Annotated in this window: 17 protein-coding genes, 2 tRNA genes and 1 pseudogene; 6 read left to right on the top strand and 14 right to left on the bottom strand. The window is 63.7% G+C overall.

Features of this window, described 5'->3' with window-relative positions; all coding sequences use genetic code 11:
• Positions 1-120 (top strand): annotated as a pseudogene (locus tag Q0R27_RS03575) (IS630 family transposase); the annotation flags it as partial.
• Between the two features lie 80 nt (positions 121-200).
• Here Q0R27_RS03575 and Q0R27_RS03580 read toward each other — a convergent pair.
• The 7 genes from Q0R27_RS03580 to Q0R27_RS03610 form a co-directional block, all read right to left on the bottom strand.
• Positions 201-286 (bottom strand) — tRNA-Leu (locus Q0R27_RS03580).
• Positions 287-325: 39 nt separating this feature from the next.
• Positions 326-622, bottom strand: a complete 297-nt coding sequence (locus Q0R27_RS03585; RefSeq protein ID WP_293940956.1) for an integration host factor subunit beta — start codon at positions 620-622, stop codon at positions 326-328.
• 151 nt (positions 623-773) lie between these two features.
• A complete protein-coding gene (gene rpsA, locus Q0R27_RS03590; RefSeq protein WP_293940958.1) occupies positions 774-2,486 on the bottom strand; it encodes a 30S ribosomal protein S1 in 1,713 nt (570 codons plus the stop codon).
• Positions 2,487-2,777: 291 nt separating this feature from the next.
• Positions 2,778-4,031, bottom strand: a complete 1,254-nt coding sequence (locus Q0R27_RS03595) for an adenosylmethionine--8-amino-7-oxononanoate transaminase (RefSeq protein WP_293940959.1) — start codon at positions 4,029-4,031, stop codon at positions 2,778-2,780.
• Entirely contained in the window at positions 4,028-4,651 is a 624-nt protein-coding gene (gene bioD, locus Q0R27_RS03600) for a dethiobiotin synthase (RefSeq protein WP_293940961.1), read from the bottom strand. Before bioD ends, Q0R27_RS03595 begins: the two co-directional genes overlap by 4 nt.
• Positions 4,648-5,769 carry an 8-amino-7-oxononanoate synthase gene (locus tag Q0R27_RS03605; RefSeq protein WP_293940963.1) on the bottom strand — a complete coding sequence of 374 codons (1,122 nt, stop codon included), beginning with the start codon at positions 5,767-5,769 and terminating at the stop codon, positions 4,648-4,650. Before Q0R27_RS03605 ends, bioD begins: the two co-directional genes overlap by 4 nt.
• A 46-nt stretch (positions 5,770-5,815) precedes the next feature.
• Positions 5,816-6,433: a d(CMP) kinase gene (locus Q0R27_RS03610; protein WP_293941071.1), complete on the bottom strand. Its 618-nt coding sequence runs from the start codon at positions 6,431-6,433 to the stop codon at positions 5,816-5,818.
• 123 nt (positions 6,434-6,556) lie between these two features.
• Here Q0R27_RS03610 and Q0R27_RS03615 point away from each other — a divergent pair, with 123 nt between their 5' ends.
• The 3 genes from Q0R27_RS03615 to Q0R27_RS03625 all read left to right on the top strand — a co-directional run bounded on the left by Q0R27_RS03615 (position 6,557) and on the right by Q0R27_RS03625 (position 8,624).
• Positions 6,557-6,877, top strand: a complete 321-nt coding sequence (locus tag Q0R27_RS03615; protein WP_293940965.1) for a TIGR02300 family protein — start codon at positions 6,557-6,559, stop codon at positions 6,875-6,877.
• A 108-nt stretch (positions 6,878-6,985) separates the two neighbouring features.
• Positions 6,986-7,061 (top strand) — tRNA-Ala (locus tag Q0R27_RS03620).
• Between the two features lie 51 nt (positions 7,062-7,112).
• A complete protein-coding gene (locus Q0R27_RS03625) occupies positions 7,113-8,624 on the top strand; it encodes a cryptochrome/photolyase family protein (RefSeq protein ID WP_293940967.1) in 1,512 nt (503 codons plus the stop codon).
• A gap of 20 nt (positions 8,625-8,644) precedes the next feature.
• Here Q0R27_RS03625 and Q0R27_RS03630 read toward each other — a convergent pair whose 3' ends face one another.
• From Q0R27_RS03630 to Q0R27_RS03645, 4 genes are all read right to left on the bottom strand, one after another.
• On the bottom strand, positions 8,645-8,794 hold the full coding sequence (locus Q0R27_RS03630) for a DUF2256 domain-containing protein (protein WP_293940969.1): 150 nt from the start codon (positions 8,792-8,794) through the stop codon (positions 8,645-8,647).
• A 1-nt stretch (position 8,795) separates the two neighbouring features.
• Positions 8,796-10,337, bottom strand: coding sequence for an FAD-binding domain-containing protein (locus tag Q0R27_RS03635; protein WP_293940971.1), 1,542 nt, complete (start codon positions 10,335-10,337; stop codon positions 8,796-8,798).
• The gene (locus Q0R27_RS03640) at positions 10,334-11,362 is read right to left on the bottom strand and encodes an FAD-binding domain-containing protein (protein ID WP_293940973.1); all 1,029 of its coding nucleotides are present in this window, start codon (positions 11,360-11,362) and stop codon (positions 10,334-10,336) included. The genes Q0R27_RS03635 and Q0R27_RS03640 overlap by 4 nt, the downstream gene beginning before the upstream one ends.
• Before the next feature lie 335 nt (positions 11,363-11,697).
• The gene (locus Q0R27_RS03645) at positions 11,698-12,411 is read right to left on the bottom strand and encodes a protein phosphatase 2C domain-containing protein (RefSeq protein WP_293940974.1); all 714 of its coding nucleotides are present in this window, start codon (positions 12,409-12,411) and stop codon (positions 11,698-11,700) included.
• A 100-nt stretch (positions 12,412-12,511) separates the two neighbouring features.
• Between Q0R27_RS03645 and Q0R27_RS03650 the strand changes: the two genes are divergently transcribed.
• A complete protein-coding gene (locus tag Q0R27_RS03650; protein WP_293940975.1) occupies positions 12,512-14,770 on the top strand; it encodes a protein kinase in 2,259 nt (752 codons plus the stop codon).
• Between the two features lie 52 nt (positions 14,771-14,822).
• Here the strand turns inward: Q0R27_RS03650 and Q0R27_RS03655 are convergent, their stop codons facing one another.
• Both Q0R27_RS03655 and Q0R27_RS03660 read right to left on the bottom strand, forming a co-directional pair.
• Positions 14,823-16,613: a hypothetical protein gene (locus tag Q0R27_RS03655; RefSeq protein WP_293940977.1), complete on the bottom strand. Its 1,791-nt coding sequence runs from the start codon at positions 16,611-16,613 to the stop codon at positions 14,823-14,825.
• Between the two features lie 48 nt (positions 16,614-16,661).
• The gene (locus Q0R27_RS03660; RefSeq protein ID WP_293940980.1) at positions 16,662-17,645 is read right to left on the bottom strand and encodes a TIR domain-containing protein; all 984 of its coding nucleotides are present in this window, start codon (positions 17,643-17,645) and stop codon (positions 16,662-16,664) included.
• 312 nt (positions 17,646-17,957) lie between these two features.
• Between Q0R27_RS03660 and Q0R27_RS03665 the strand changes: the two genes are divergently transcribed.
• Positions 17,958-18,815, top strand: coding sequence for an ion transporter (locus Q0R27_RS03665; protein ID WP_293940982.1), 858 nt, complete (start codon positions 17,958-17,960; stop codon positions 18,813-18,815).
• A 144-nt stretch (positions 18,816-18,959) separates the two neighbouring features.
• On the opposite strand, the gene Q0R27_RS03670 is transcribed toward Q0R27_RS03665, so the two are convergent.
• The gene (locus tag Q0R27_RS03670; RefSeq protein WP_293940985.1) at positions 18,960-20,366 is read right to left on the bottom strand and encodes a hypothetical protein; all 1,407 of its coding nucleotides are present in this window, start codon (positions 20,364-20,366) and stop codon (positions 18,960-18,962) included.
• Positions 20,367-20,392: the final 26 nt, after the last annotated feature.

Below are 20,392 nucleotides of genomic sequence, written 5' to 3' on the forward strand. Positions count from 1 at the left end.
CGCGTCTTCAAATCCTACGACGATATCCTTGATCACTGCTGCTTCGCCTGGAACCGTCTCACCGACCAACCGTGGCGCATCATGTCCCTCGGGCTGCGAACTTGGGCGCATCGGTTCTAATCAGAGAGTCTTGGTATAAGATATTCCTCCGATCTGGGTTTACAGGGCGTTGGCCCTTTCTCGCAGATGAATTTCCAGTTTGGTGCGGACGGCGGGACTCGAACCCGCACGCCCAAAGGGCAGAAGATTTTAAGTCTCCAGCGTCTACCGGTTCCGCCACGTCCGCACTTGCACGGGGGTTGCCCGGTACGCCGTCTGGGTCAAGCTATTCGGCGTTCACTTCGCCGAGATTGAGCCGTTCGCGCATTTCCTTGCCAGGTTTGAAATAGGGCACGCGCTTGGCCGAGACTTCGACCGGCTCGCCGGTACGTGGATTGCGGCCGACGCGGGCATCGCGGCTCCGGGTAGAAAAGGCGCCGAACCCGCGCAGCTCCACGCGCCCGCCTTCGGCCAATTGCCCGGTGATCGAATCAAACAATGCGCCGACAACTTTTTCGACTTCACGCTGCGTGAGGTCGGGGAAATCGCTGCACAATTTCTGCACCAGTTCAGATCGAATCATGGTCCCCGCCCGTTAACTTCGCTTAAGCTCGGTTCCCGCCAAGCCGATACGTCTAGAGTTGTCAAAAAAAGAACGGCGGCGCAAGCCTTTCCGCCGCGCCGCCGCTCCGTGATCGGTCAGCCGCGAACGGCCGCCCGCGCTTTTTACAGACTTACTTCTTGGCGGCCTTGAGCGCTTCGCCCAGAATGTCGCCCAGCGATGCACCGCTGTCGGACGAGCCATACTGCGCAACCGCCTGCTTTTCTTCGCTGATCTGCAGCGCCTTGATCGAGAAGGTCGGCTTCTTCGAGCGATCGAAGCCGGTCACCTGCGCGTCGAACTTCTGGCCGACCTGGAAGCGCTCGGGGCGCTGCTCGTCGCGGTCGCGGCCAAGATCGGTGCGCTTGATGAAGCCGGTCACGCCGTCGTCGCCGACCTGCACTTCCAGCCCACCGTCGCGAACCTCGAGCACGGTCACGGTGACTGTCTCGTTCTTGTTGACGCCCGAACCGCCCGACGTGCCGGCGCCGCCAGCGGCGACCCCGCCGCGCTCAAGCTGCTTCATGCCGAGCGAGATGCGCTCCTTTTCGACATCGACGTCGAGCACGACGGCCTTGACCGTCTCACCCTTGTGATGAAGCGCCAAGGCTTCTTCGCCAGTGACGCCCCAAGCGATATCCGACATGTGGACCATCCCGTCGACGTCGCCGTCGAGCCCGATGAACAGGCCAAATTCGGTGGCGTTCTTGACTTCGCCCTCGACCTGGCTGCCGACGGGGTGCTTCTCGGCAAAGTCGCCCCACGGGTTCGACTGGGCCTGCTTGAGGCCGAGCGAAATGCGGCGCTTCTCCTCGTCGACCTCAAGGATCTTGACTTCGACTTCCTGCGACGTCGAGACGATCTTGCCCGGATGGACGTTCTTTTTGGTCCAGCTCATCTCGGAGACGTGGACGAGGCCCTCGATGCCCGGCTCCAACTCAACGAACGCTCCGTATTCGGTGATGTTGGTGACGCGGCCGGTGAAGTTGCCCTCGATCGGGTATTTCGCTGCGGCGCCTTCCCACGGATCGCTCTCGAGCTGCTTCATGCCGAGCGAGATGCGCTGTGTGTCGCGGTTGATGCGGATGATCTGCACCTTGACCGTGTCACCGATGTTGATCAGCTCCGACGGGTGGCCGACGCGCTTGTAGCTGATGTCGGTGACGTGGAGCAGGCCGTCGATGCCGCCAAGGTCAACGAACGCACCATAATCGGTGATGTTCTTGACGATGCCTTCGATCACCTGACCCTCGGCGAGGGTCTGGATCAGGCCCGAGCGCTGTTCGGCGCGGGTTTCTTCGAGGATCGCGCGGCGCGACACGACGATGTTGCCGCGACGGCGGTCCATCTTGAGGATCTGGAACGGCTGCGGCAGGTCCATCAGCGGACCGACGTCGCGCACCGGGCGGATATCGACCTGGCTGCCGGGCAGGAACGCCACGGCGCCGCCGAGATCGACGGTGAAGCCGCCCTTGACCCGGCCGAAGATCGTGCCTTCGACGCGCTCGGCCTTCTCGAATTCCTTCTCCAGCTTGTCCCACGCGGCTTCGCGGCGGGCGCGGTCGCGCGACAGCATCGCTTCTCCGCTGGCGTTCTCGACGCGGTCGACGAACACTTCGACTTCGTCGCCAACCTTGAGTTCGGCCTTCTGGCCCGGCGCGGCGAATTCGCGCAGCGGCACGCGGCCTTCGGACTTCAGCCCGACGTCGATGACGGCGAGGTCGTTCTCAATGGCGGTGACGATGCCCTTGACGACCTTGCCCTCGAAGGACTCGTTTTCGCCGCCAAGCGATTCATTGAGCATTGCCGCGAAATCGTCGCGGGTCGGAAATGCCGTTGTGGCCATAAAAAAGGTGGTCTTTCAAAAAGCGTTTCGGCCGCTGGCCGGACCAACATGGTCGGCTTCCGTCGAGCGGACTTTGGTGAAACCCTGTCCGCCGCGACGACCCCATGCCGGCGCGGCATCCATTGGGTGCGAAATACGGGAGGAGCGCCAACAGCAAACGGCGCACCCGGACCCGGCGGCCCTCAGGACCACCGACCAAGCCGCGCTCGCCAAAAGACGGGCCGCCCGCGAGACACTCCCGCCGGACGGCAGCGCGCTTAGCCCAGCAAGGGGCAAAGGGCAAGGAAAGCGTCAGGCGAAAAGGCCGGCTGCCTCAGCGATGGCGACGTAGATGGCGTCGAGGTCGGCGTCGTCGATGCAATAGGGCGGCATGACGTAGATCGTGTTGCCGAGCGGGCGAAGCAGAAGGTCGCGGTCGCGGAAGTGGGCAAGAAGACGCGGGGCGAGCGCCGAGAGGTAGCCCTTGTCGCGGGTTTCGAGGTCAATCGCGGTAATCGTCCCGAGCGCGCGGGAGTTGGTGACTCCAGGTAATCCGGCGAGCGCCTCCAACCGCGTCGCCTGCCGCGCCGCCAGCGATGCGACCCGCTCGAGCACCGGCTCCTCCCGCCAGATCGCGAGGTTGGCGGCGGCGGCGGCGCAGGCCATCGGATTGGCGGTATAGCTCGACGAGTGGAAGAACAGCTTCGCGCGATCGGTCGAGCGGTGCGCTTCAAAAATCGCCTCGCTCGCCAGCGTCACCGCCAACGGCACCGCGCCGCCGGTAAGGCCCTTCGACAGGCACATTACGTCGGGCACGACACCGGCCTGCTCGCACGCGGTCAGCGTCCCCGTCCGGCCCCACCCGGTCATCACCTCGTCGGCTATGAACAGCACGTCGTGGGCGGCGCAGATCCGCCGCATCTCGGTCAGCACCCACGCCGGGTAGAACAGCATCCCACCCGCGCCGAGGATCAGCGGCTCGACGATCAGCGCGGCGGGCCTGTCGCGGCATTCGCGTTCGAGCGCGTCGAGCGTCGCCTGCTCGGCGCCCGATGCCGGGAAGGGAATGGTGCCGACGTCGAACAGCAATGGCTCATAGGCGCGGTTGAACGCGCCGCGCGCGCCAACCGACATCGCGCCGATCGTGTCGCCGTGATAGCTGTGCTCGATCACCAGCAGGCGATGACGCGGCTGGCCGATATTGAGCCAGTATCCGAGCGCCATCTTCAGCGCGACCTCGACGCTGGTCGACCCGGAATCGGAGAAGAAGACGCGGGTCAGCGCTGGCGGGAGGATCGCCAGTAGGCCGCGCGCGAGCTCCTCGGCCGGCTCGTGAGTCCAACCGGCGAAGATGATCTGGTCGAGCTTGTGCGCCTGCTCGGCGATCGCCGCCATAATCCGCGGGTTTCGGTGACCGTGCGTCGTTACCCACCACGACGAAATCGCGTCGATGATCCGCCGGCCGTCCGCGGTGTAGAGCGCGGCGCCCTCGGCGTGGGTTACGAGCGGGATCGGCTCGCCCAGCCCATGCTGGGTGAACGGATGCCAGATCGGCGATCCGCTCACGCAAAGTCCGCAAGGTCGAAGTTGGCGGCGAAGGCAGCGGCGAGCGCGGCGGGCTCGAGCGGGTCGATTCTCGGCAGGCGTCCAAGCCGCCTCACCCGACCGATCCGGCAGATGGTCGCCTCGCTATCCTCCTGCGCCTCGCCGATGAAAGCGATCCCGAGGATCGGCACACCGCGCGAGCGGAGCGCCTCGATCGACAGTAGGCTGTGATTGATCGTGCCGAGCGCGGTCCGCGCGACCAGCACCACCGGCGCTCCCCATGTCGCGAACAGGTCGGCGAAGAGGGTTTCGCGGACGATCGGGACGAGCACGCCCCCTGCCCCCTCCACCACCAGATCGTTAATGGGCGGGAGCATCAGACGATCGAGGTCGATTGCGAGCCCGTCGATCTCGGCGGCACGGTGGGGCGAGCAGGGCGTTTTCAGGCAATAGGCTTCAGGGAGCGTTGCCCTCAGCCCGGCACCCGCCAGCGCGACGACCCGTTCGCGATCGGTACCATCGTCGAAACCGGCCTGGATCGGCTTCCAGTATGTGGCGCCGAGCGCCCCGGCGAGGGCTGCGGCGAAAACCGTCTTGCCAATGTCGGTATCGGTCCCGGTCACGATGATAGCCCGGGTCACAGGGCCACCTTCAGCGCATCGGCAAGTGCATTCACGTCGGCCTCCTTCGCATTGAGGGTAAGCGAAATCCGCAGCCGTGATGTCCCCGCCGGGACGGTCGGCGGGCGAATGCCGCGGACATCGAACCCGGCCGCCTGCAGCGCCGCCGCGGCGCGCATCGTCGCGCCATCGTCGCCGATGATCAGCGGCAATATCTGCGATCCGGTCGGCGCGATCCCAAGCGGAGCCAGCTTTCGTTCGGCATGTGCGACAAGCCGCCACAACGCCGCGTGGCGCTCAGGCTCATCGACCAGGATCCGCAGCGCCTCACGCACCGCGCTCGCCATCAGCGGCGACGGCGCGGTCGAGAAGATGAACGGGCGTGCGCGGTTGACAAGGAAGTCGCGCAGCAGCTCCGGCCCGCACAACAGCGCTCCCTCGCAGCCGAGCGCCTTGCCGCAAGTGTGCAGCGTGACGACGTTGTCGGCATCGTGGATCGCGTCGGCGAGGCCGCGCCCGTCGCGCCCGAACACCCCCGTGGCATGCGCTTCGTCGATGACCAGCATCGCATCGTGCGCCGCCGCGACCTTAGCCAGATCGACTAACGGCGCCCGGTCACCATCCATCGAGTAAAGACTTTCGACCGCGATCCACGCCCTCCCCATCCCGCCCGCCGAGCGCCAGCGCTTGATCGCGTCGTCGAACCCGTCGGGGTCATTATGTGCCGCGCTGGTTACCTCGGCCCGCCCCATCCGCATGCCGTCGAGCGCGCTGGCGTGGATCAGCGCATCGTGGACGACGAGGTCGCCGCGCTGCGGCAGCGTCGCGAACAAGGCGGTGTTGGCGGCGAACCCGCTCGAGAAATACAGTGCCGATTGCGACCCGAAAAAGGCCGACGCCTCGGCCTCGATCAGCTCATGCTCCGGATCATTCCCGCGCAGCAGCCGCGAACCGCCCGACCCGACCGGTACACCCCGCGCCATCGCCTCGCGCACTGCCTCGGCAAGGCGCGGCGCCGCGCCGAGCGCAAGATAATCGTTCGAGGCGAAGTCGATCCCCACCCGTGGCCGCAGCGACCGAATGCGGTCGATCGACGCAAGATGCTCGAGCTGGTCGCGATAGTCTTGCAAGCCACCCATCGTCCGCGCCTTAACCAATTTCGCGAGGCGCGCCATCAGGCAGCGGTCAGCGGCGCTGTTCGACCAACGCGATGGCGGCGGTAATCGCTTCGTCGATCTGCAATTCGCCCGTGTCGAGCAACTCCGCATCCTGCGCCATTAACAGTGGCGCCGCCTCGCGGCCCGCGTCGCGCTCGTCACGCGCCCTGATGTCGATCAGCACCTCGTCGAAATGCGCCGGCTTGTCTTTCGCGACCAGCTCGTCGGTGCGGCGGCGCGCGCGGATCTCGGGGCTGGCGGTGACGAACAGCTTCGCCGTCGCGTGCGGCGCGATGACCGTCCCCGTGTCGCGCCCGTCGAGCACCGCTCCACCCTGCTGGTCGGCGAAGTCGCGCTGCCGGTCGAGCAACGCGGCACGAACCGCCGGGAAGGCAGAAATGCGCGACGCCACCTCACCGACGATCTCCGACCGAAGCTCGGGATCGTCGGGCGGCACCAGCCCGGTCTTGCACGCACGGACCGCTTCGAACTCGCTCGCAGGGTCGCCGCCCCAGCGCAAAAGGCTCAGCGCGACCGAACGATACAGCAGCCCGGTGTCCATGTGCGGCAAGCCATAATGCGCCGCCAGCGCCCGCGCGATCGTGCCCTTGCCGCTGGCGGCGGGACCATCGACAGTGATTAGCAGGGGACGCGCTTGGCTCACGCCAGGCGCTTTGACAGGGGGCCGGGGCTATGGCAAGGCGCCGGCGACTGACCGGGCGGCGCCTTTCGCTGCCGTCCCTCACTACAACATTGGAGACGCGGCCAGATGGTCAAACCTGAATGGGGTCACAAGCGCACTTGCCCCAAATGTTCGACCCGCTTCTATGATCTCGGCAAGGACGAGCCCGTCACGTGCATCGCGTGCGGCGCGACCTTCTCGCCCGACGCGGTGCTGAAGTCGAAGCAGCCGCAGGCGTTCGAAACGGCGCAGGCGCCCGACAAGCTCAAGGACGCCAACGAGGATCTCGGCGCCGAGGATCTGGTGCCCGACGAGGACGAAGAGCCTTCGCCGGACGACGAGGTCGACCTGACGACGAGCGACGACGATCTCGGCGTCCCGACCGGCGCCGAAGAGGATGAGCATTAAGTTTGGCTAGCCTGCACTGGCCCCGGCCGGTGCAGGCTAGCCAAACACGCCACGCGATAATTTTTCCCATTTCCAGCGGGGGAAACATCGCCTAATGGCGCTGACATTGGGGCCGTAGCTCAGCTGGGAGAGCGTCGCGATGGCATTGCGAAGGTCTGGGGTTCGATCCCCCACGGCTCCACCACCCCTTCCCAGGCCTTTGTAAGGCGCAGGGATCACCGGAAAACAAGCGCTGTTGAAATCCCAGCTGATCCCGATTCTTGGCGATCAACTGTCGCCCGATATTGCCTCCTTGCGCCAAGCCGATAAAGCGGCCGCAATCATCCTGATGTGCGAGGTGGCCGAGGAAGCTACTTACGTTCGCCATCACAAAAAGAAGATAGCGTTCATCTTCAGCGCCATGCGTCATTTTGCCAACGAATTGCGGCAGGCCGGCTGGACTGTGGATTATGTGGCTCTGGACGATACCGAAAATTGTGGATCATTGCGGGGCGAAGTCGCGCGCGCAGTCGAGCGGCATGGCACGATCGCGGTCACGATCACCGCGCCGGGCGAGTGGCGCTTGCTCGAGGACATGCAAGGCTGGCCATGCCAACCAACGATCTTGTCGGATGATCGCTTCTTGTGCAGCGATTCGGCATTCGCCGCCTGGGCCGAGGGCCGCAAAACGTTGCGGATGGAATATTTCTACCGCGACATGCGCCGCGCAACCGGGCTGCTGATGGATGGCGACCAGCCGGAAGGCGGGAAATGGAATTTTGATCATGACAATCGCAAGCCCGCCAGAGGTGAGCAGCATTTCCCGGGGGTACCGCGCTTCGCCCCGGACGCACTGACAGCGGAGGTGCTGGCGCTGGTTGCCGAGCGCTTTGCTGATCATTTCGGTGATCTTGAACCTTTTTGGTTTGCAGCGACGCGGGCCGATGCTCAGGTAGCGCTGGCGCATTTCATCGACCACGCGCTCGCCCGCTTCGGCGATTTTCAGGATGCCATGTTGCTCAAGGAAAAATTCCTCAGCCATGCGGTTCTCGGCCTCTACATCAACTGCGGATTGCTTGATGCACTCAGTGTGTGCCGCGCTGTTGAAGCTGCCTATCGTAAGGGGCACGTACCGCTTAACGCGGCTGAGGGTTTCATTCGCCAGGTTATCGGCTGGCGCGAATATGTGCGCGGCATTTACTGGCTAAAAATGCCTGATTATATTGCCAATAATGCTTTGGAAGCGACACGGCCGCTGCCTGATTTCTACTGGACCGGCGACACCGAGATGGCCTGTGTCCGCGCTTGCGTCGTCCAGACGCGCGAGGAAGCCTACGCCCATCATATCCAGCGGCTGATGGTCACGGGCAATTTCGCACTGCTAGCCGGCGTCGATCCGTACGCGGTGCATCAATGGTATCTTGCGGTTTATGCCGATGCTTATGAATGGGTCGAGCTGCCGAATACGCTGGGCATGAGCCAATTCGCCGATGGCGGCCTGCTTGCATCCAAGCCCTATGCGGCCAGCGGGGCCTACATCGACCGCATGTCGGATTATTGCAAAAACTGCAGTTTCGACGTGAAGGCAAAGAATGGCGCCAAGGCCTGCCCGTTCAACTACCTCTATTGGGATTTTCTAGTGCGGCACGAGGCACGCCTGCGCCGCAATCCGCGGATGGCCCAAATGTATCGGACCTACGACAAGCTCGCCGATGACCGAAAGCTGGCGATCGCTCAGGATGCCAAGCGGTTTCTGTCCAATTTGTAAGGCCCGACGGCGACGGAGGCTCAGGCCGGGCGGCCGGTCCCGCGGCACCTGTCCGAACAATATTTTACTTCGTCCCAGTCGCGCTCCCATTTTTTGCGCCACGTGAAAGGGCGTTGGCAGGATAGGCAGATCTTGCTGGGCAGCTCTGATTTCTTGCGCATCTTGGCCATGTCACAGATCCAGCGAAAATTGAGGAGCCGCAAGCTTGGGCTCGAGCGCACGCGCCTTTGCACCACGCCGTGCCCTGAGTCCCGCGCGTGACCCGTGTTTGATATATACGCCTTGGGCTTCGGCACGCGCTTCAGCCGATTTGCGACGACTGAAAATCTCGTTCTTGGCGCGCTCGGTCGCTGCCTTGTGGTCCACGATCCGCAAGGGATAGCCGGGACAGGGTGAAGCATTGGCGAAGACATCGATTCGCCATGGCTCATGCACGAGTGCGCCGGCCACACCCGCCAGTTCAGGAACCCACGCACGGATAAAATCCCCGCTCGGGTCTTGGTCATGGCCTTGCTTGATTGGCGAATAGACCCGGACGGTGTTGATGCCGGTTTCGCCCGATTGCATCTGGCATTGCGACCAATGGATCCCGGGTTCAAAATCGACGAACTTGCGCGCGAGAACCAGTCCGGCCTCCTGCCACGGAAGCCACAGATCATAGGTCGCGAACGACATCAGCATCGCGCGCATCCGGAAATTGATATAGCCGACTGCGTTGAGATAACGCATCGCGGCATCGATGAACGGATACCCCGTACGACCTTCGCTCCACGCTTGAAGATGCGCGGCATCGCCGGGCCGAGGTCGCATACCGATATAGATTTTGGCGAATGGTTCCCACTCGATCGCGGGCTCTCGCTCAAGCTTCTGGATGAAGTGACAATGCCAGTGAAGCCGGGCGGTGAAAGACCTTATCGATCGTCCCCAGATGCTATGGTTCGCTGGCCGCTCCCGGGCCAGTTGCGCCGCACGTTGTTGCGCCGCCTGATAAACTTCGCGCACCGAAAGCGTGCCATAAGCCAGATGGGGCGAAAGCCGAGAGCAGGTTTGCTCGGCAGTGACAGGCGACGACATTTCACGCGTATAATGCTCGCCCCGTTCGGACAGAAAACTGTGCAGCAAGGCGACGCCCGCCGCGCGGCCCGGTTGCTGCAGATGAACAAGTCCATCCGGAGCAAGGCCGAGCATGTCGCACGTCGGCAGCGGGTCCGAAGCGACGGGCTCAGCCCAGATGATGTCGGGCGTCGAAGCGATCGGCTGCTGCATCATTGTATTCCAGCGCTTGGCCCAATGGTCGCGATTGAGCCTGCGCTCGCGATGCACGCCAAACTGTTGCCGCTCGGCCCAGGGAATTGTATTAGCCTTGGTCCACGCCTTGACTTTCCGGTCGCGCGCGAAAGTCCAGCCATTGCCGGTTTCCTCGTGCGACCAAAGATCGAACGTTCCAAACGCTCGACGCAGCTCGTCAAGGACCTCGATCGCCTTTCCGCTGCGGATAATCAGTTGTCCGCCTTGAGTAGCGATTTGCGTGCTTAATTCGGCAATGCAACCGCGCCAGAATTGCCATTGCCGCGCGGACGTGTCGGGCAACTGCCAATAATCGGGCTCAACAATGACGAGCGGGAGCACCGGCCCGCAGCGTGCCGCGTCAGCCAGGGCAGCATGGTCGATCAACCGCAGGTCGCGCTTGAACCAGACAAGCTGGATCGTCACGTCGTGATCAACCCCGGGATCTTGTCCTTGAATGCGAAAAATCCCTTGGATGCATGCGGCCATGCGGCGCTGTCCCAAGCCCGGCGAACGGGCACCAGCGCGACGCCGGCTGAGGCAAGCTCCGCAGCAACTGCCGACAGCTGGCTGCCGACTGGTCCAATCGGGGCATAGGGCGTGGCGATGGCCGTGAGCCGAAGTGCCTCGGCCCAACGGATCAAAGCGGCGCCATCAAACTTGTCCAGCATCGCACCGGGGACGCGCAACAGAGTGGCGTTTCTCGAAAGAGCCTCGTCAAGCGCAGCTGTCATGAACGCCGCAACCATCGCCGACCGGGTTGCCGGCATGGGTGCCGCAGCCAGTGCGGTCACGCGCAGATCGCCAAGCTCAAGGCTTTCAGGGTGAAGATCCTCCTCGGTCAGCAGCAGTCCGACGGCGCCTTTCGGCAACGGCGGCGTGTCCGCGATCGGAACGCTGGCTATCGGTGACTCGATCGGCGGGCCCGCGACATAGACAAACGGATCGGGGGTAAATCTTTCGTTGGTAAACTTGGCGATGTTGGCGGCCTTGGCGAGATAGGTTTTGCCCGCCGTCTGCAACCCCGCCACCCAGCGCCATGACAGCGTGTTCGAAGCAGGATCACCGTCGATCAGATGATGATGGAAGAAGTCGGCACCAAGCTGCCATGGCAAGCCGAGCACGAAAATCCACAAGCTGGCAAACCACATCCGCGCATGATTATGGAGATAGCCGGCCTCCTTCAGCTCCACCGTCCATGCGTCAAAACACGCGATGCCGGTCGAACCGGCGCAGGCGGCATGATATTCCGCCGACCGGGTCAGGCTGTCCACCTCGGCCAGGTATTGCGTCCAAACCGCTGGGCGCATCTCGAGCCAGCCTTTCCAATAGGTCCGCCAGCAAACTTCCTGAATGAATTTTTCTGCATCGACGAAACGGTGTCGCGCGAGGACACGTTTGATCACTTCCTGCTCGGTAATCAGCCGATGCCGAATGTAGGGCGACAGCATTGAGATATTTGTCCGATCAGTCGGCCCATGATCGAAATTGCGCTGCCCGGCATATTGTCGCCCGGCATGCGGCAAGAACGCTTCAAGCGCAGCCAGTGCCGCAGCACGTGACGGCTGAAATATGTTGGACATATGAAGAACGTTATCAGCCTTTGCGGTTCGGCAACAGACCCGACGACCGGATATTTTTCAGTCTTTTGAATACCGCAAGGAGCTGGTGAGGGTTTTTAAGCAAGGATCATCTTAACCGTGGGAATCAAACTAGCGTGGCTCGCCCCGCACGCCCGAGCGCCGCGCGATGATCGTACTCGCGGCTCTCGCGAGCCAAAGTCGCCTCAAACCACCTTGATGATGATCAGCGAGACATTGTCGGGCGCGCCGCGGACGAGGACGGCGTCGAGCAATTTCCCGGCGGCTTCAGACGGCTCGAATTCGGCCATTTCGTCGCGCATTTCCCCATCATCGACAAGCCGCGTCAGCCCGTCGCTGGCCAGTAGGAACTGATCGCCCGGTCGCGCATCGCCGCCAACCGTATCGACGATGAGCGTTTCGGCTGCGCCGACCGCACGAGTGATAACGTTGGCGTTGGGGTGGTTGTGGGCTTCGTCCGGAGCGATCATGCCGGCTTCCACCAGTTCCTGGACCAGGCTGTGGTCGCGGGTCAGCTGGCGGATGACCCCGCTGCGCACCCGATAGGCGCGGCTGTCGCCCGCCCAGAAACATCGATACTGGCCGTCGCGGATGATCAAGCCGACGACGGTGCTTCCAATCGTTCGCGGATGGATGTCGGAGCGAGCCAGCACGATCAGCTCCTGATTGACGCGGATCATCGCCGAAACGGCATTGGCGGTGTCGGCTTCAAGGTTGCTGGTGATGGGCAGCCCGGCCAGCGCCTCGACCACCATCGCGCTGGCGACTTCGCCCGCCTCATGCCCGCCCATGCCGTCGGCTACCGCCCACAGTCCGCGCTCGGTGCATTCCAGCAAGCTGTCTTCATTCACTTTTCGGCGCAAGCCGACATGGGTTCGAGTGACGCATTCGAAACCCATCCTTAAGCCCCTCATTTACGCTGCACGGCCAGACTAGCAATTAAACTTGCTACGTGCGATTTCGTTTTTTCGCAAAAGATCGTTGCGGGGGAAATCGACGTTGAGCAAGCCATATAGCAACCGGGCACTGCCCTCCGGCACGATATTGCGCGAATGGCGGCTCGAAGAGATATTGGGCGTCGGTGGCTTCGGCATCGTCTATAAGGGCCGCGGCATCTATTTCGATGAACTTGTTGCAATTAAGGAATATTTTCCAAGCTCGATCAGCGAGCGCGAGGCCGATGATACGGTCGTGCCGATCGATTCCGATGCCGAGGAGGTCCATGCGCTTGGCCTGAAGAAGTTCGTCGAGGAAGCCAAGCTGCTGTGGAACCTGTCGACTCCCACGCGCCACCCCAACATCGTCAACGTCCGCAGCCTGTTCGAGATTCACGGCACCGCCTACATGGTGATGGATTTCGAGGATGGGATGTCGCTGTCGCGGATGCTCAAGAAGGGCACCCGGTTCAACGAGCGCAGCCTGCTCAGCATCGTCCAGCCGATCGCCTTGGGGCTCGACCGGGCGCATCGCGTTGGCGTCTGCCATCGCGACATCAAGCCGCCCAACATCCTCATCAATCCCGACGGACGGCCGGTGCTGATCGATTTCGGCTCGGCGCGGTTCGAGGCGGCCGAGGCGACCAGCACGACGGTTACCTTCCATACCCCGCCGTATGCGGCGATCGAACAATATGTGAAAACCTATGACCAGGGGCCGTGGACCGATATCTACGCGCTCGGCGTGGTGCTTTACGAATGCGTTGCCGGAGAAAAGCCACCCGAAGTGCTCGAGCGGCTTCATGGCGGTCTCGGGACCCCGCTCGCGAGCGGTCACTGGCCGGGCTATAGTCCTCGTTTCCTCGCTGCGGTCGACGCTGCGATGACCATCCGGCCAAGCGATCGGCCCCGCTCGATCCCCGAGTGGCTGGCGATGTTCGACGAGAAATCGCTCCCGATCCATTCGACCACGGTCGAGGTCGATGACGACGACGATGCGACCCGCTTCTCGGTCTACGACAAGAGTGTCGAGGATATCGTCCCGGTCGCGCCGCCGACGTCAACCGTGGCGCCGGGCGAGCGTATCGAAACCCAGGTGCCGGACCATCCAAGCGAGGCCGAATTCAAGCGGTCCGGGCATGAAACGAATGCGACGAAGAAGGCCAAGCCGCTTGCCAAGGAGGCTGACCCGGTCGTGGCTTCAGCGGCGGCTTCGAAGCCCGTCGCCGAGGCTCCTCCCTCAGCGCCAACGAAGACTGATGCACAGGCCGCTTCCGCGACTCCGCAAAAGCCCGAGGTAACGGCCAAGGAAAAGCAAAAGTCCCCTCCCACCATTGGCGCGAAGTCGACGAAGTCGCCGTTGCTGATCGGTGGCGGCGCGGTTGCGCTGGCGGTCGCTGGATTTGGCGGATGGGCGATGCTTCATCGTGGGGACACCGCCCCCACCGAGGCGACCAATGCGGTCACGCCGGCTTCGGTCGGGGCGGTGGCGCAGCGGGTCACGCTGGCCGATTACGAAACGATCGCGCCGGGCACAAAAACGCTCGCCGACGATGCGCGCCGCGCCGGCGCTCCCGCCGTGGCGGTCGATGCCCTCGCCGCTGCCGGTGAGCGTCTTGGCGGATTCTTCGAGAGCCTCGAGCCACTCGTGGCCGACCGTGGCAAGGCCGCCGCGGCGGCGGCGCGCGCGGGCGAGATGCGAATGCTCGCCGCCTCGGCCAGTACCGACTTCGCGACCGCCCTCATGCGCGATGCGGACAGCCGCGTGGCCCGGACGAAGGCGACAGACGATCCGGCGATCCGCAACACGCTGGCGGCGATGCATGGCGCGATCGATCCGGCGGCGACCGTCACCGACTCGGCTCAGGCGCTCGCGCTGGCCCGCCAGGCGCTCGGCCAGTGGCAGGTGGTCGGGTCCGCGGTGAATGCGGCCGGAAAGCAGGTCGCAGCGGCAGCGAAAACCAAGGCGGCCGCGCTGGCGGCGACCGAGTCGAAGAGAGCCGCGACGACCGCGCTGAGTGTGGCGCCAACCAGCGTCTATGCAGCACCGGCGCCCGTCGCTGTTACCGCTCCCTCGACGACCGGGGTGTCGCCGGGCAAGATGGCGCAGTTCAATGCCGTGGTCGACGAAGGGCGAAGCCTCGCGCGGCAAGTGATCGGGTCGAACAACAGCCCTGCCGACGTGTCGATGGCCAAGAATTACGATAAATATCTGCGCACGCTGAAGGATTCGATGCGCGGGGTAAAGTCCGACCGCGATGCCGACCGGCTGATTTCGCAGGCACGCCAGACCAAGGCCTATCTGGTCTATCTCAAACATTAGAGTCGGTTCGAGGACAACGGCACCGGCCAGCACCAGCGCAATTGGAACGAATCTACGCCGGAATCTCCAGCGAGCGTTCGCTGTAGGCGACTGACCACTCGTTGAGGTCGGCGAGCATGATCGCTGCGGTATTGTCTAGCGCGGCGGCGAGCGGCTCGAGCCGGCTTGCCTGCTTGAGGCGCACGGCGTTGGCTTCGAGGGCGACGACGGTGTTGGCGGAGCGGCTGGCGGCGAGGAGGTGCTCGCCATGGCCGCGCATCCCGAACACCGCGGCGCTGACCGCGGGCAATCCGGCGGTCGCGAAGATGAAAAAGCCCATGATCGACTGGATCCAGTGATGAAGCGGGCCATAGCCGATGATGAACAAGACACAGGCGGCGATCACCGCGCCCATCAGGAAATTGCCGATCTCGTGCAGCCGGTGATCGAGCTTGTGCATCCGTTCGGCATTAACCTGATGATAGCTGGCCTGAGGTCCGACCTGTTCACGCAGCACGTCGTCGGCCAACTCGCGGATCCTTGCAGGAGTCATAACGCCGCGCGGACTGTCGAGCTCGCGCCATACCGCCGCGGCATACCAGCGGGTCCAGTCGGCCCCGGCCTCGCGGTGCAGTTGGCCATGGATGAAGTCGCTGCGAAATGGCGTGTTGATCAGCCCCGAACGCTTCAGAAAGGCCAGCGGACGAAGCGATTCGGCCAGATGACGGTATTGCAGCCAACGGCGGTGCCAATCGCCATTGGTTCCCGAACTGGTGTTGAGAAACAGCAGGCCGATCACACCAAGCTCGGAGATGACGAGAAAAATCTTTACGCTCGGGACGATCAAACCCATCAGCGCCAGAAGTACCGCGAGCGCGGACAGCACGTAATTGGTGACATGACCGCTACGGAACCGCTGCGCGTAGAAGATCGCCAGGACATTGGCCCAGCCATAGCTTCGATCGAGAGTAGGCGAGGAGCTTGCCGCCTCGATGCCGTGCAAAGACTGTCGGTCGCCACGGACATCCTGTTCGATCGACCGCGCGCGGTGCGGCGCCCACGAGATCGCCTTTATCTTGAGCAACGCCAGCAGCAGCGGATATTCGATCCGCCAGTTGATGCGCTGTTCCCGCTCGGCGAAATAGAGGGCGAGTTGCTCGCGCTCGAGATCGGTATGCGGTGCCAGCGTCTCGCGCAGCAGGGCATCATAGCCCGCCGCGTCGGCCAGCGGTTCGGCAACCGGATCGATCACGTCGCCCCCGGTCAACAGGCGCGGCGTCCCGACGGTTGCTGTCTCCCGGTCGATCGCGACGTGGATCACCGGCACCGAAGCGGCCAGCGCGAGGTCAACGACGTGTGCGGTTCCACCGGGACCATTGCCTTCGCCGCCGTCCCAGACCGCAACCAGGATATCGGCCGCGGCGATAACGGCCTTGCCGACCAGCACATAGGCGCCTTCGGCATCCGCGCGATCACCGGGCAGCGCGAAATACTCGCCCGAGGATTCGAGCTGGCGGCGGAATTCGTCGCGTTCGACCCCTTCAGCGAAATCCTCGCAATATTCTTCCGGGCTGAACGGCAGCAATGCCCGAACATGAAATCCGCAATCGCTCGCGATGGTTGCCGCGAGCTGGTCGGCGCCAGTCGCGAGCGGGGAGTGGAGGCGAAGCAAGGGCGGAGCGGTATCGAAGATCATTTGCTCGGAATCGTGGAGTCGCACCGCGGCCTCTCGCAGCTCGGCAAATACGGAGGCGATCACGGGTTGCAGGGCTGCGACGGCGCCCGCGGGAAGGATTACCGCGCGATGACCGGTGATGGCGATGTTGAGCGTCAGGCGGGGACGCGGCGGATGCTGAATCGACAACACTACCTCGTCAATAGGGGCTGAAGCATCTGAACCGCCGACCGGTGACTAGAGTTCGGCGCGCGTGCGCAGCGCATGGGTCATCACGGTGTTGCCGATCCTCAGGATCGAGCCGACCTCGAGCATGGTCGGCGCGGAAACGCGTTCGCCATTAACGAACGAACCGTTGGTCGAACTAAGATCGGTAATGCGCAGTTGATCGTCGACCTGCTCGACCAGGCAATGGATACGCGAAACCCTGGCGTCGACAAGAACGACGTCGGCGGGAGCATTGCGCCCAATCTTCAACCCGAGCTTGCCAACGACGAACCGTTTATCGACCCGGTCTTCGATCATCATTTCGAGACAATGCAGCTCGTCGCCGGGCTGCTCAAAGCCATCCGAATTCGTATAGATTTGGGTCGGTTCGTAATCATCGTCGTCGTCTTCGTCGTGGGAGACGTTCAGTACTGCGTTGCCCCGCGATGCACCGATTGCGTTCTGCAACGTCGACAGTGCGACCATCAAATTGTCGACCTTGCCATCCGCGAAGCGCTGGACGGTGGCAAAGCGGCGATCCGTCGGCGCAGCTTGGGGGGCGGCGTATCTTGCGGCGGCGGGCGCTGCCGGCTGACTGTCGGCTTGCGCTCCCTTGCTCCGGTCGATGAATCGGTGAAGATCCTGCACAAAGTTTCGCCAGCCCGGATCGGCGAGGTCGCCGGTCCAGCACGAAAGGTCGGTGGTGTGGGTCAGTTCGAAGATGATCGGCCGATCGCACGGCTCTATGATAACCGGTGCGAGCTTTTTGCGACGGTCGGCGAGCGTAGCTTCCGCCCGCACCCAGCGCGAGGTCACCGAGCGCGGCGACCACAGTACGACCACGGCCTTGGCGGCCTTCAGTTCGGTTTCGATAACCTCGTCGAATGTTTCACCCGAATGGAGCGCGGCATCCCACCAGACTTTGAAGCCTTCCTTGACGAAACACTCCGAAAAATGGCGCGCGGCCGGTCGATCTTCCCGACTGTAGGAAATGAAGATGTCTGGCCCCGGCACGTAATTTAATCCCTGTGGAACGCAGCAATCGATACACAAGCGCCACGACGGCCTTCTATATCATTGCAATTCATGCAGATTTTTACGCCGATTGAAAACACGCGGTATCGTTCTTCGGCGACTCAAAAAAAACCGCACACAATGCCCGAGGTCAAGAATATCGCAGCGCCATGCATACGCAAGGAAAATCCCCTTGTTTTTAGCCGTTACCTGCCCCGCTTAACCCAAAATGAGCCACTTTATCGGTTCGCTGCCGGAGCGCCGATTGACCAACCATCGTATCTCCCTGACAAGGCAGGGGGGGGGTAAAGTTTGACCAGCGAGACACCAGCAGTGGGCGAAACGGCGGTCGGGATCCGCTCGACGCTGCGACACGACCTCTATCGCCAACTCGACCCGGCGGCCCGGAGCGGATACCTTTCGCTGCTCAATCGGCTGCTCGTGCTTTCGATCTGCCTCGCGGCATTCGTGGCGGTGATCGAGACCGAACCGATTATCGTGGCGGGTCGCGAAACCATGTTCCGCCATATCGAACTAGCGTTCGGCACCCTGTTCGGCCTGGAATATTTGGCCCGGCTGTGGGTTTGCGTCGAACAGCCGGAGCATCATGGCGTGCGCCGGTCGCGGTGGCGCTATGCGGTGTCGCCAGCGGCAATCATCGATCTGATCGCGATCCTGCCGGCGCTGCTAGCGCTCGCCGGCGGCGGCGCGTTGGTCCTGCGCTTTTTCCGTGTGCTGCGCATCCTGCGGCTGGCGAAGCTCGGCCGGATGTCGCGCGCCTGGCTGAACCTGATCGAAGCGGTGCACTCGCGGCGGCATGAATTGTGGCTGATCTTCGCACTCGCCGGAGTTGCAATTCTGGTTAGCAGCACCCTGCTTTACTGGGCGGAGTCCGATGCTCAGCCCGAAAAGTTCGGAAGCATACCGCGCGCCTTCTGGTGGGCGGTGGTGACGCTCACGACGGTCGGCTATGGCGACATTTATCCGATCACTCCGCTGGGCAAACTCTTCGCCTCGATGGTCGCTGTCGCCGGGATCGGCCTGATCGCGCTGCCGACCGGAATCCTCGCTGCGGCGTTCAGCGATGCCATGCAGCGCGATCGGCGGATCGAAGCCCAACATCGGCATGACGACCCAGTCAACGAGCCGCCCGATAGCGACGGTGCTTAATCCCGACCGTCGTGAACGGTCATACCACTGCTTACGGGTGGCTCCAAAATGAAGTGGCTGCGGCACTGGTCGAGTGCTGCACGCCAGTTCAGTCGCAGGACGGAATGTTCCAACTATCTGCCCCCGAGTCGATAAACCCCGGAGCTACGCGGCGACTGTTACAGCAATGAGGCGGTAGTTGGATCGCCAGCGGGCGAGCAGCAGCAGTGCGGCGAACGGGGCGAGCCACACCACCCGGCTCTGATAGCGGTCGTGGACGTCGCTCAGTGCCCCGGCGAGCGCGGCGTTGGTGACGAGCCCGGCGATGATCGCGGCGAGCAGGCCGAGACTGTCGCGGTCACGGCGGCGCCATGCGGCGGCCATCAGGAATGGCAGCGCGAGCAGTGCGAGGATCGCGATCGGAGTGGTCACCGCGCGGAGCAAGCGCTTCGGCGTGGTGTCGGTTACCTGGCGCGACGCATCGAGTGCGGGCAACGCTTCGGGACGGTAGCGCGTCAGGGTGAAGGCGATCCCGCCGCGCCGGTCGTGGCAGCCGACCGGGCACTCGTCGTCGAGCGCGGCGAAGTGGACTAATTGGCGCAGCGTGCCGCGCGCAGAGCTGGCGAGGAAGGCCAATGGCCGATCGCGAATTGCGCCGCGATTGGCTTGGCCCATCTCTGCGATCAGCGGCCAGCGGTCCGCCTCGACCCGCGGGTGCCAGACGAGATCGGTGATCGGGCTCGCCGCGCCGCCCCATAGCAGTTGCTGGCTGCCGCGCGGCAGGCTGGGCGCCAGCGCGCACAGCCGCCGCGGTCCATCGCGGCCACAATGGTCGGCGAGCCACGGCGCGATGAGGCCGTCCTCGCTCAACCGCGCGTAGAGAAACAGCGAGCCCATCGGCGCCGGCGCCGGCCGGTGGAGCACGGCGGCGTTAAGCCCGACCTGGAGCAGAAGCGCGGCGGCGGCGGCGGCAAGCGCAGCCAAGGCACGGCGGCCAAACGCTGTCCAGCCGAGCCCGAGCAGTTTCTCGGCGAGCAGCGCGGCGAAGGCGGCGGCGAGCAACACCGGGATGTGGGTATAGTGCATCGACGCGGCGGCGATGGCGGCGAGCCACAGGCTGGGCGCTCCCGCCGCGCCCGGATCGCGCCGGGCGGCGAGCCAGCCGAGCAGCACGGTTGCGCCAGTGAACGCGTCGGGCATGAACTGGCCGGCGTGCCAGCCGAGCGACGAAAGCAGGATGGTTGCGCCAAGCGCGACCAGGGCGGTCCGCGCGGACCCGGTCAGCAGCCGCGCGGCGGGCCACAGGATCGCGGCGAGCAGCAGGCACTGGACGACGATCCCGAGCCACAGCCCGGCGAGGCCCGGCACGGTCGTGACGAACGGTTTGAGGAAGAAACCGTAAATGCTCGACCGGTCGATCGCATAATCATGCCCAAGCGCGATCGCGAGATAGGTGCCGCTGTCGGGGAAAATCAGCGGGAAACAGTTCCACAGCGCGGGCGAGAGCAGCCCGACGGCAAGCAGCGCGATGGCGCCGATGTCACGCGCTCTGGTTGCTGATCCCCCGGTCATCGCTCCAGCTTAGACGAGCGCCGCAC

Origin of the sequence: Sphingomonas sp. (assembly GCF_025362505.1) — a bacterium.
GTDB lineage: Bacteria > Pseudomonadota > Alphaproteobacteria > Sphingomonadales > Sphingomonadaceae > Sphingomicrobium.